Annotated in this window: 14 protein-coding genes; 9 read left to right on the top strand and 5 right to left on the bottom strand. The window is 71.7% G+C overall.

All coding sequences use genetic code 11. From position 1 onward, the window contains the following. The coding region (gene purB / locus E1182_RS26115; RefSeq protein WP_132270109.1) for an adenylosuccinate lyase at positions 1 to 1,394 on the bottom strand (1,394 nt) is incomplete at its 3' end. Between the two features lie 91 nt (positions 1,395 to 1,485). On the opposite strand from purB, the gene E1182_RS26110 reads away from it, so the two are divergent. The 4 genes from E1182_RS26110 to E1182_RS26100 are packed head-to-tail and all read left to right on the top strand — an operon-like array spanning position 1,486 to position 2,757. Next, positions 1,486 to 1,695: a type II toxin-antitoxin system VapB family antitoxin gene (locus E1182_RS26110; RefSeq protein WP_132270107.1), complete on the top strand. Its 210-nt coding sequence runs from the start codon at positions 1,486 to 1,488 to the stop codon at positions 1,693 to 1,695. Further along, positions 1,692 to 2,117, top strand: a complete 426-nt coding sequence (locus E1182_RS26105) for a PIN domain nuclease (RefSeq protein ID WP_132270105.1) — start codon at positions 1,692 to 1,694, stop codon at positions 2,115 to 2,117. Before E1182_RS26110 ends, E1182_RS26105 begins: the two co-directional genes overlap by 4 nt. Positions 2,118 to 2,161: 44 nt before the next feature. Beyond that, positions 2,162 to 2,416, top strand: a complete 255-nt coding sequence (locus tag E1182_RS31300; RefSeq protein ID WP_165942720.1) for a hypothetical protein — start codon at positions 2,162 to 2,164, stop codon at positions 2,414 to 2,416. Next, positions 2,413 to 2,757, top strand: a complete 345-nt coding sequence (locus tag E1182_RS26100) for a type II toxin-antitoxin system PemK/MazF family toxin (protein ID WP_165942719.1) — start codon at positions 2,413 to 2,415, stop codon at positions 2,755 to 2,757. The genes E1182_RS31300 and E1182_RS26100 overlap by 4 nt, the downstream gene beginning before the upstream one ends. Before the next feature lie 11 nt (positions 2,758 to 2,768). Here the strand turns inward: E1182_RS26100 and E1182_RS26095 are convergent, their stop codons facing one another. From E1182_RS26095 to E1182_RS26085, 3 genes are read right to left on the bottom strand one after another with little or no spacing between them, the layout of a single operon-like run. Next, the gene (locus E1182_RS26095; protein WP_132270101.1) at positions 2,769 to 3,311 is read right to left on the bottom strand and encodes a UTRA domain-containing protein; all 543 of its coding nucleotides are present in this window, start codon (positions 3,309 to 3,311) and stop codon (positions 2,769 to 2,771) included. 2 nt (positions 3,312 to 3,313) lie between these two features. Further along, positions 3,314 to 3,550: a DUF397 domain-containing protein gene (locus E1182_RS26090; protein WP_132270099.1), complete on the bottom strand. Its 237-nt coding sequence runs from the start codon at positions 3,548 to 3,550 to the stop codon at positions 3,314 to 3,316. Positions 3,551 to 3,554: 4 nt separating this feature from the next. Beyond that, positions 3,555 to 4,403, bottom strand: a complete 849-nt coding sequence (locus E1182_RS26085; RefSeq protein ID WP_132270114.1) for a helix-turn-helix transcriptional regulator — start codon at positions 4,401 to 4,403, stop codon at positions 3,555 to 3,557. Positions 4,404 to 4,843: 440 nt separating this feature from the next. Between E1182_RS26085 and E1182_RS26080 the strand changes: the two genes are divergently transcribed. Continuing rightward, positions 4,844 to 5,191: a hypothetical protein gene (locus E1182_RS26080; protein WP_132270097.1), complete on the top strand. Its 348-nt coding sequence runs from the start codon at positions 4,844 to 4,846 to the stop codon at positions 5,189 to 5,191. Then, on the top strand, positions 5,188 to 5,649 hold the full coding sequence (locus tag E1182_RS26075; protein ID WP_132270095.1) for a hypothetical protein: 462 nt from the start codon (positions 5,188 to 5,190) through the stop codon (positions 5,647 to 5,649). The genes E1182_RS26080 and E1182_RS26075 overlap by 4 nt, the downstream gene beginning before the upstream one ends. Positions 5,650 to 5,752: 103 nt before the next feature. Here the strand turns inward: E1182_RS26075 and E1182_RS26070 are convergent, their stop codons facing one another. Next, positions 5,753 to 7,045 (bottom strand): acetyl-CoA C-acetyltransferase, encoded by a 1,293-nt coding sequence (locus E1182_RS26070; RefSeq protein WP_132270093.1) that lies wholly within the window; start codon positions 7,043 to 7,045, stop codon positions 5,753 to 5,755. A gap of 56 nt (positions 7,046 to 7,101) precedes the next feature. On the opposite strand from E1182_RS26070, the gene E1182_RS26065 reads away from it, so the two are divergent. The 3 genes from E1182_RS26065 to E1182_RS26055 form a co-directional block, all read left to right on the top strand. Then, on the top strand, positions 7,102 to 8,457 hold the full coding sequence (locus E1182_RS26065) for a 3-oxoacyl-ACP reductase (RefSeq protein ID WP_132270091.1): 1,356 nt from the start codon (positions 7,102 to 7,104) through the stop codon (positions 8,455 to 8,457). Then, entirely contained in the window at positions 8,457 to 9,491 is a 1,035-nt protein-coding gene (locus tag E1182_RS26060) for a MaoC/PaaZ C-terminal domain-containing protein (protein ID WP_132270111.1), read from the top strand. The genes E1182_RS26065 and E1182_RS26060 overlap by 1 nt, the downstream gene beginning before the upstream one ends. A gap of 82 nt (positions 9,492 to 9,573) precedes the next feature. Further along, positions 9,574 to 10,177 (top strand): DedA family protein (locus E1182_RS26055; protein ID WP_132270089.1); only part of this gene is annotated, 604 nt, incomplete at its 3' end.

The following is a 10,177-nucleotide window of genomic DNA, read 5'->3' as shown; positions in this document are numbered from 1 at the left end:
GCCTCGGGGTGGGCGGTGACGACCGCGGAGACACGGCGGGTCACCGATTCGACCTGGGCCTGGGCGGCGCCGGTGAAGGTGGTCGGGTCCGCGACCAGGGTGTCGATCTCCGCTCGGGACAGACCCAGGCGGGCGTCGGCGGCGAGGCGGTCGAACAGGTCGTTCTCGGCGGCACCCTTCTCGCGCATGGCCAGGGCCACCGCCACCGCGTGCTCCTTGATCACCTCGTGGGCGACCTCACGGCCGACGCCGCGCCGGACCGCCGCCACCAGGATCTTGGTCGTCGCCAGGAACGGCAGGAAACGCTCCAGCTCCCGGCTGATCACCGCCGGGTACGCCCCGAACTCGTCGAGCACGGTGAGGAAGGTCTGGAAGAGCCCGTCGGCGGCGAAGAACGCGTCCGGCAGGGCCACCCGCCGCACCACCGAGCAGGAGACGTCCCCCTCGTTCCACTGGTCGCCGGCCAGCTCGCCGACCATCGACAGGTACCCCCGGATGATCACCGCGAAGCCGTTCACCCGCTCCGACGAGCGGGTGTTCATCTTGTGCGGCATCGCGCTGGAACCGACCTGGCCCGGCTTGAAGCCCTCGGTGGCCAACTCCTGGCCGACCATCAACCGGATCGTCGTGGCCAGCGACGACGGCGCGGCGGCCACCTGGGAGAGCGCGGCGAGCACCGCCACGTCGATCGAGCGCGGGTAGACCTGGCCGACGCTGTCCAACACCCGGCTGAACCCGAGGTGCCCGGCGACCCGGCGCTCCAGCTCGGCGACCTTGCCGGCGTCACCGTCGAAGAGGTCGAGCTGGTCGGCGGCGGTGCCGACCGGGCCCTTGATCCCGCGCAGCGGGTACCAGTCGATGAGGTCCACCAGCCGCTCGTACGCGATCAGCAGCTCCTCCGCCGCCGAGGCGAACCGCTTGCCCAGCGTGGTGGCCTGCGCGGCGACGTTGTGCGACCGGCCGGTCATCACCAGCCCGGAGTGCTCCTGGGCGAGCCAGGCGAGCCGGGCCAGCGCGGCGACCACCCGGTCGCGGACCAGCTCCAGCGAGGCGCGTACCTGGAGCTGCTCGACGTTCTCGGTCAGGTCCCGCGAGGTCATCCCCTTGTGCACGTGCTCGTGCCCGGCGAGCGCGCTGAACTCCTCGATCCGGGCCTTCACGTCGTGCCGGGTCACCCGCTCGCGCGCCGCGATCGAGGCCAGGTCGACGTCGTCGAGCACCCGCTCGTACGCCTCGACAACCCCGTCCGGCACCGCCACGCCGAGGTCTCGCTGGGCCCTGAGTACGGCGAGCCAGAGCCGCCGTTCCATCCGGATCTTCTCCTCCGGGGACCAGAGGGCGACCAGCTCGGGCGAGGCGTACCGGTTGGCGAGCACGTTCGGGATCGTCGTCACGTACCGCATTCTCCGGCACCTGCCGAGCAGGCCCTCGACCAGGGCCGAGGCGGATATACTCCTTCCGCTAGCCGTATATAGGAGGCGTCCCATGACCAAGATCCTGGTTGACGTCGATGACGAGGCACTGGCCGACGCGGCCGAGGCGTTCGGCACCAGGACCAAGAAGGAGACGGTCAACACCGCGCTGCGCGAGGGCGCGGCCCGGTTGCGTCGGGCGAGAGCCCTCGCCGAACTCGGGATGCGCGGCGAGGCCGGCGACTTCGACGAACTGCTCGACAAGGACACGTACCGCTCGTGAAGCTCGCCGACTACCTGGTCGACACGAGTGCCCTGGTACGACTGCTCCGCGACCCGGCCCTGCGCGGTCGCTGGGAACCCCTCGTCACCGCCGGCCTGCTGGCGGTCTGCCCGCTGGTGGAACTGGAATTCCTCTACTCGGCCCGGTCCGCAGCCGACCGGACCCGACTCTCGGAACTCATCCGTACCGCCTTCGGCTGGGTTGCCATGCCGGACCGGGTCTACGAGCGGGCCGCCGAGATCCAGGAGGAGCTGACCGTTCGTGGCACCCATCGCTCCGCCGGTGCCGTCGACCTTCTCGTCGCGGCCACCGCCGAGTACCAGGGGCTCTCCGTCCTGCACTACGACCGGGACTTCGAGCAGATCACCTCGGTGACGGGGCAACCGATGCGCTGGCTGGCTCCGGCCGGCACCGTGAAGTAGCAGCCGAACCGCCCACTGGTTTACAGGTTCGTATACTGGGCGGTATGACGACGATGATGCGGGTGAGCCCGGAGACGCGCGAACAGGTGCTCCGGGTCGCCGCCGAGGACTTCGGCGGGGTGAGCGCCGACGAGGCCGTCAAGCGCCTGCTGGAGGAGCACTGGCGGGCCAAGGCGGTGGCCGCGATGGACCACTACCGGGCCACCGACCCGGAGGGCTGGGCCGAGTACCTCGTCGAGTCCGACAACTGGCACGGCGTCGACGCACCCGTCGGCGACCCGTGGGACGAGCGGGCGTGAGCCGGGTCAAGCCGTGGGAGATCTGGTGGCTCGACTTCGACCCGACCGAGGGTCGTGAGCAGGCCGGGCAGCGTCCCGCCCTGGTGGTGTCGTCCCGATTCCACCTCGACCTGACCGCTGGCGCGCTGGTCAGCGTGCTGCCGTTGACCACCCGGGAACGGCCGGGCTGGCTGCACCGGGTGGCGATCGAGGTGCCCGGCCGGCGCACCGGCTGGGTCATCACCGAGCAGGTACGGACGGTCTCCGCGAACCGGCTGACCGGGCACGGGCCGGTGTACCGGCTCCGGCCCGAGCAGGTGGCGGAGGTACGACAGGTCCTCCGCCAGATGATCGACGTGTGAGCCCTTGGCCGCTACTCGACGGTCAGTTCGTACCGTAGGCGCCGCCCCTGGGGCACCATCGTCATCACGCTCAGCTCGATCGGCATGCCCTCGGCAGTGCTGAGTATCCGCGTCAGGCCGAGCACCCAGTCCCGGTCCGTGAGGTGGAGCGCGCTTCGCTCGGCGTCTGTGGGCTGTCGCGTGTAGACATCCTCGCTGACTCGCCCCGGGCGGTAACCCAGGTCGGCAAGCAGGCTGACAGCTCCACCGCGAATCTTTCGCGCCTCACCCAGGGCGGTGCCCCGGGCCAACGAGGCAGGGTAGCACGAATCGGTCAGCTCAACCGGCCGACCGTCGAGCAGCATCAGTCGCCGACGGACGACAACCGGGGTATCCAGCGCGATCCGCAGACGTTCCGCCACCTCGGGAGAGGCTGCGACCTCGGTCACCTCACGCAGGACCTGCGTGCCGACACCGCCCTGGCTCGCCGCTTCCTCGGCCCAAGCCTCAGCTTCTCCAGATGAACGGGGACAGACATAAGGCATTGACACGCTGACCCAGGACGTCCCGGCCATGCTCAGCAGCTCTTGAACTTCCGGGCACGGATACCGTTCAAGAAGGAACTCCAACCGTTGACGTCGAAGAGCAGCACCGCCCCGTCGCGGTCCTTGCTGTCGCGCACGGCGACGCGACCCGTGTCGTCCAGCACCGGACCAGCCTCGACACAGTTGCCACCCCCGCTTCCGCTTCTCGTGCTGATATGCCACGCCACCGGCGGCAGTGATGAGGATGTCGCCACCGATCGCGCCACCATCCGCCTACTCCAACTGCTTGATCAGCTCGGTCAGGAACGTGCGGGTCGGCTTCTGCCGCAGCGCCATCCCACGCAGCCGATCGTAGATCCGGAGAACGGAATCGGCCATCGCACCCTCGATCACCAGATTGCCAGCGACCGTGGAGATACAGCCCGCCAGCGGGTACGGCGCAGGCATCCGAAAGATGTTGAAGGCTCCCTCAGGGCTCGGGTGGGCACCTGCCGAGGCCGGCAGCACGAGCACTTCCACATCACCATGCTCGGCTGCCGCGCAGAGGTGTTCCAGTTGCGCCCGCATGACCTCTGCGCCGCCGACAGGCCGGCGTAGCGCTCCCTCGTCGATCACCACGGAAACCGTCACCGGGCTGCCGCCCTCGAGCCGACGCTGCCGCGCCAATCGGATCTCAACATAGCGACCGATCTGCTCTTCCGTGGCATCAGAGTCGACCATCCGGATGAGCGCTTCGGCGTACGCCCGGGTCTGGAGCAGACCGGGAACCACCGCGACCTCGAACGAGTAGATCTCCTCGGCGCGGCTCTCCAGCCAGATCCAGTCGATGAGCGAGCCGACCACGTCGGCCGCGAAGCCGTCCCACCAGCCTTTCTGCCAGACGTCCTTGGCCATCGTGGTGAGATCCGCGCGTCGCCGACCGTCGTCGATACCGCACAGGTCGAGATAGGCCAACACGTCCGGTACCCGAGCAGCGACCACGCCTGATTCGAGGCGGCTAACCGTCGAGGCGTTGCGGTTGATGTAGTCGCCGACGTCCTTGAGTGTCAGACCAGCCGACTCCCGCATCTCGCGCAGTTGCTGCCCGAGCCACTGCGCTCGCAGCGTCGAAGCCTTCACCATCGTCGCCTCCCAGCCCTCAGCCTTCAGCCTTCGTGAAAAACGCTGAAACTGCAATATTGCACATCCGCCGTCCGTTGTGCATCCTGTGGGTACAGCTGCTGTGACGGCTGGTGATCGGCAAACAAACAACGGACCGGGGTGGGTCGGTTTGGCGGCCTCTCCCACTCCCGGTCCGGCACGAGTCGACGGGAGCAACCACGACGGATCACGCCCGGGGAACGACTCCCCTCCTGTCTACCACTCGCAGCCGCGTCCACGCGCACCCGAGTGGTGGCTGGCGTGCCCCTGCGTGACCGCTCCCGGCCAACCCGGCGGCCAACCGCCGGAACCGTGACCGGGCGGGCGTACGGCCCGTCGTACGGCAGCGACAGTCACCGCCCGCACTCCCCCGCGGCCGGTGAGCCCGCCGTGCGCCCGCCCCCACACGACGGGAGTGGGAGATGGGCGTCTACCGGTCGAGGCACAGCCAGGTGTGGCACCGCGACGAGGCCGAGGCGGAAGCGGCACGGGAGATCCTCGACAGCCACGTACCCGATCCGGAGAGCCACCTCTGCGTGGTCTGCCTGGTGCCGGGTCCGTGCCAGCCGGCGAACGCGGCGGCGAACCGCCTGGTCGACCTGGGTCGACCGGTGCTGCCACCGGATCCGCCCGGACGATGGCCGGGCTGGCGGGGGTGGTGGGGGCCGCGTCGTCGGGCGCTGCCCCGGCCTGCACCACTGCTGACCTTCGTCTGGATACTCCGGCTGGCCGCCCCCGCCGCCGGGTCGGGTGCCCGGGTGACACCGTGACGACCCGGCCGGAGTTCCCGTTCCGGGTCGGCGACGTCGTGGAGCTGGCCGAGCAGCACTACTGCTACGGGCTGGGCACCCTCACTCTGCGGATCGTCGAGATAGGCCGCCGGGAACGGCACAGCGACGGCGTCTGGATCCACCTGCGCGGCGTCGAGTTGGGCCACCCGTCCGGGCCACGGCAGCGGCGGGTGCTCGCCAAGCTGGACGCGATCCGGGTCCGGCCGGTTCCCGCACCGGCGGCGCACGTGCCCCGCCGCCCGAGCTGGCAGTGCGCCGGCTGCGGCGATCCGTGGCCGTGTCCCGACCGGCGACGGCGGCTGCTCGCCGAGTACGCGGACAACGCCGCCGCCGTCAGCGTCTACCTCGGCATGCAACTGGTGGACGCGGCGTCCGAGTTGCGCCACCAGCCCGCCGAAGCCCTGCACGCCCGTTTCCTCGGCTGGCTTCCCCGGTGACCAGACGCCACACCGATTGCGGCGTCTTGGACTATCCCTGGTCAGCGACACCGCAACATGCGCAACTGGCGAGCAGGCGGCCACCGCCGGCCGGACCCTCGGGTCAGCGTTCCAGGATGGCCGTCACGCCCTGGCCGCCGGCCGCGCAGATGGAGATCAACCCTCGGCCGCCACCCCGCTCGGCGAGCAGCTTGGCCAGGGTGGCGACGATCCGGCCGCCGGTGGCGGCGAACGGGTGCCCGGCGGCCAGCGACGAGCCGTTGACGTTCAACCTCTCCCGGTCGATCGACCCGAGCGGCGTGTCCAGGCCGAGCCGGTCCTTGCAGAACTCCGGCGACTCCCAGGCCGCCAGGGTGGCCAGCACCTGCGAGGCGAACGCCTCGTGGATCTCGTAGTAGTCGAAGTCCTGCAGGGTGAGCCCGGCGCGGGCCAGCATCCGGGGCACCGCGTACGCGGGGGCCATCAGCAGGCCCTCGTCGCCGTGCACGAAGTCGACGGCGGCCGTCTCCGACCAGGAGAACCAGGCCGCCACCGGCAGGTGGTGCGCCCGCGCCCACTCCTCGCTGGCCAGCAGCACGGTGGACGCGCCGTCGGTGAGCGGCGAGGAGTTGCCGGCGGTCATGGTGGCCCGCTCCGCGTCCGGCCCCCGGTGCCCGAAGGCCGGCTTGAGCGCGCCGAGCTTCTCCAGGGTGGTGTCCGGGCGGAGGTTCGCATCCCGGGTCAGCCCCAGGTACGGCGTGACCAGGTCGTCGAAGAATCCCCGGTCGTACGCGGCGGCGAGCCGCTGGTGCGAGCGCAGCGCCAGCTCGTCCTGGGCCTGCCGGTCGATGTTCCAGCGCAGCGCCGTACGGGCGGCGTGCTCCCCCATCGACAGTCCGGTACGCGGCTCGGCGTTGCGCGGGATCTCCGGCTTGAACGGCTGGTGCGGGCGGAGCTTCGCGGCGATCTTCAGGCGCTCGCCGAGGGTACGGGCGGAGTTGAGCCGGAGCAGGGTGCGGCGCAGATCCTCGTTGATCGCCAGCGGGGCGTCGGAGGTGGTGTCGACGCCACCGGCGATGCCCACCTCGATCTGCCCGAGGGCGATCTTGTTGGCGACCAGGATGGCCGCTTCCAGGCCGGTGCCGCAGGCCTGCTGGATGTCGTACGCGGGGGTGTGCGGGTCGAGCTTCGAGCCGAGCACCACCTCGCGGGTGAGGTTGAAGTCCCTCGAGTGCTTGAGCACCGCCCCGGCGACCACCTCGCCGACCCGCTGCCCGGCCAGCCCGAACCGGGCGACCAGCCCGTCCAGCGCCGCGCCGAGCATGTCGGCGTTGGACGCGTTCGCGTACCGCGAGTTGGACCGGGCGAAGGGGATGCGGTTGCCGCCGATGACCGCGACCCGCCGGATGCTCTGCACGATCCCGCCTCCGTTTCAGGGGTTGCCCACAACCTACTGGCCAGTAGGCTACGCCTATGACCGACAGGTACGCGAGCTTCGTCCAATCGGGGGCCGGCCGCACGCTGGTCAAGCGTCTCGGGCTGCCCGATCCGCCGCGACTGCGCCGGCACCATCCCGGTGACCCGCTGCTGCCCGGTCCCGTCCTGCTCGGCGCGGCGAGCGGCGGCCGGCTCGCCGAGCCGGTCGGCACCGTCCTGGCCGCCGCCGGGGTCGAGCTGCGCGACCCCGGCACCGTCGACGCCGAGGCACGCTTCGGGGCCCTGGTCTACGACGCCACCGGCGTCGCCGACTCCACCCAACTCCGCCAGCTCTACGACTTCCTCCACCCGTACGCCCGATCGGTGCTGCCCAGCGGCCGGGTGATCGTCCTCGGCACCCCGCCGGAGGAGTGCGACTCCTCCCGTGAGGCGACCGCCCAGCGCGCCCTGGAGGGGCTGACCCGCAGCATCGGCAAGGAGTTCGGCCGGGGAATCACCGCCCAACTCGTCTACGTCACCGCCACCGGCGACACCGGCACCCAGACCAGCCTGGAGGCGACCCTGCGGTTCCTGCTGTCCGGGCGGTCGGCGTACGTATCGGGGCAGGTGATCCGGGTGGGCGCCGGGCCGGCGCAGCCCCCGGCGGACTGGGACCGGCCACTGGACGGGCAGATCGTGCTCGTCACCGGGGCGGCGCGGGGCATCGGCGCCGCGCTGACCCGGGTGTTGGCCCGCGACGGCGCGCAGGTGGTCGCCCTGGACGTCCCGGCGGCCGGCGACGAACTGGCCGAGGTCGCCAACGAGATCGGCGGCAGCGCCGTACAGCTCGACCTGACCGCGCCGGACGCGCCGGCCCGGCTGGCCGAACACCTGGCGGGCCGGCACGGCCGGGTCGACGTGGTGGTGCACAACGCCGGCATCACCCGGGACAAGACCCTCGGCCGGATGGACGCCGACCGCTGGGACTCGGTGATCGACGTCAACCTCTCCAGCCAGGAGCGGATCAACGACGTACTGCTGGAACGCGAGCTGATCCCGTCCGGCGGGCGGATCGTCTCGGTCTCCTCGATCGCCGGCATCGCCGGCAACCGGGGCCAGACCAACTACGCGACCAGCAAGGCCGGGGTGATCGGCCTGGTCGACTCGCTCGCCCCGGCCCTGCGCGGGCGCGGGATCAGCGTCAACGCGGTCGCTCCCGGGTTCATCGAGACCCGGATGACCGCCCGGATCCCGCTGCTGGTCCGGGAGGCGGGTCGCCGGATGAACAGCATGTCGCAGGGCGGCCTGCCGGTGGACGTGGCCGAGACCATCGGCTGGCTGGCCTGGCCGGCGTCCGGGGCGGTCAGCGGCAACGTGGTCCGGGTCTGCGGCCAGAGTCTGCTGGGGGCGTGATGGCCAGGCGGGAGGAACAGGAACCGGCCGACGACCTGTCGGTCCACGAACTGATCGAGGGTCCGACCCAGATCATCTCGGCGGCCGACCTGGCCGCCGCCCGGGCCGCCGGCCCCGGGCCGGACGTGGACGTCGAGCAGACCCACGACCTGTCGGCGTACGCCGTTCAGGGTCCGGCCGGGCGGGACCGGGTCGAACTGCCCCGGATGCCGGCGCGGGGCGCGCTGTACCGGCGGGCCCTGCTCGGCGCGCTGCCCGGCGTCGGCCCGTCCCGCCGGCCGGACGTCGCGCCGACCGTCGAGTACGCCGTGAGCGGGATCAGCGTCGACCGGGCGCACCTGGCCGAGTACGACCGGGTCTGCGGGTTCCGGCTGTCCGACACGCTGCCGGCCACGTACCCGCACGTCCTGGGCTTTCCGCTGGCGCTGCGGCTGATGGCCACGCCCGGGTTTCCGATCCCGCTCACCGGTGTGGTGCACGTGGGAAACCGGATCAGCGTCCACCGCCCGATCGGGGCCGGCGAGACGCTGGACTTCGTCGCGTACGCGGAGAACCTGCGCCCGCACGAGCGGGGGCGGCAGATCGACGTGGTACTCACCGGGTCGGTCGACGGCGAGGAGGTCTGGCACGGCGTCTCCACGTACCTGGGCCGCCGGCCGGGATCGGGCGGTGGGGGCGGCCGTGACCGCGCCGAACGGCCCGCGCCGCCCACGCCCACCGCCCACTGGCGGGTCGGTCCCCGGGTCGGTCGGGACTACGCCCGGGTCTCCGGCGACCACAACCCGATCCACACGTCACGGCTGGGGGCCCGGCTGTTCGGCTTTCCCCGGCCGATCGCGCACGGGATGTGGAGCAAGGCCCGCTGCCTGGTGGCACTGGAGAACCGACTGCCCGAGGCGTACACGGTCGAGGTGGCTTTCAAGCTGCCCGTGCCCCTGCCCGCCACGGTCGCCTTCAGCGCCACCCCGGCCTGGGACTTCGCTCTGCACGACACGCGGACCGGCCGTCCGCACCTGGTCGGCACGGTCCGCTGACCCCGGCCGGTCGGACCGGTTCCGTCGACCTGATCCGGCGACCCGGCCCGCCGATGGCGGTCGAGCGCCCAGCATGAGGGGCATGGAGTCCCTGCTCGACCTGCTTCACCACACGGTGGCCTCACCGTGGGTGTTCCTGGTGATCTTCGCGGTCACCGCGGTCGACGCGTTCTTCCCGGCGGTACCCAGCGAGACGGTGGTGATCACCGCCGGGGTCTTCGCCGCCAGCGGTGAACCGGGCCTGGTCGCGGTGATCGCGGCGGCCACCCTCGGCGCGCTCGTCGGCGACCACGTCTCGTACGCCATCGGCCGGGGCGGCGGCGCGCACCGGTTGGCCCGGCTGCCGGCCGGCAGCCGCCGCCGCGCCAGCTCGGACTGGGCCCGCCGGGCGGTGGCCCGACGCGGCGGTTCGATCCTGGCCACCTCCCGGTTCGTCCCGGGCGGCCGTACCGCGGTGACCCTGACCATGGGCGCGGTCCGCTACCCGCTGTCCCGGTTCCTGCTCTTCGACGCCCTCGCCGCGCTCACCTGGGGTACCTATTGCGGGCTGCTCGGCTACTTCGGAGGGCTGGCCTTCGAACGCGACCCGCTCAGGGGGCTACTCGTCGGGCTCGGCCTCTCCCTGGCCGTCACCGGCCTGCTCGAACTGACCCGCTGGCTCCGTCGCCGCGCCCACCGCCGCACCC

Source organism: Micromonospora sp. KC721 (assembly GCF_004348355.1).
Lineage (GTDB): Bacteria > Actinomycetota > Actinomycetes > Mycobacteriales > Micromonosporaceae > Micromonospora.
The sequence above is the reverse complement of the archived record's forward strand: the minus strand, read 5'-3'. Positions and strand labels throughout refer to the sequence as shown.

Bases quoted from the DNA above. Each gene is read 5' to 3' on its own strand.
- E1182_RS26110 (WP_132270107.1), top strand. From the start codon at position 1,486: ATGACCAAGATCCTGGTTGACGTCGATGACGAGGCACTGGCCGACGCG.
- E1182_RS31300 (WP_165942720.1), top strand. From the start codon at position 2,162: ATGACGACGATGATGCGGGTGAGCCCGGAGACGCGCGAACAGGTGCTC.
- E1182_RS26095 (WP_132270101.1), bottom strand. From the start codon at position 3,311: ATGGCCGGGACGTCCTGGGTCAGCGTGTCAATGCCTTATGTCTGTCCC.
- E1182_RS26090 (WP_132270099.1), bottom strand. From the start codon at position 3,550: ATGGTGGCGCGATCGGTGGCGACATCCTCATCACTGCCGCCGGTGGCG.
- E1182_RS26085 (WP_132270114.1), bottom strand. From the start codon at position 4,403: ATGGTGAAGGCTTCGACGCTGCGAGCGCAGTGGCTCGGGCAGCAACTG.
- E1182_RS26080 (WP_132270097.1), top strand. From the start codon at position 4,844: ATGGGCGTCTACCGGTCGAGGCACAGCCAGGTGTGGCACCGCGACGAG.
- E1182_RS26065 (WP_132270091.1), top strand. From the start codon at position 7,102: ATGACCGACAGGTACGCGAGCTTCGTCCAATCGGGGGCCGGCCGCACG.
- E1182_RS26060 (WP_132270111.1), top strand. From the start codon at position 8,457: ATGGCCAGGCGGGAGGAACAGGAACCGGCCGACGACCTGTCGGTCCAC.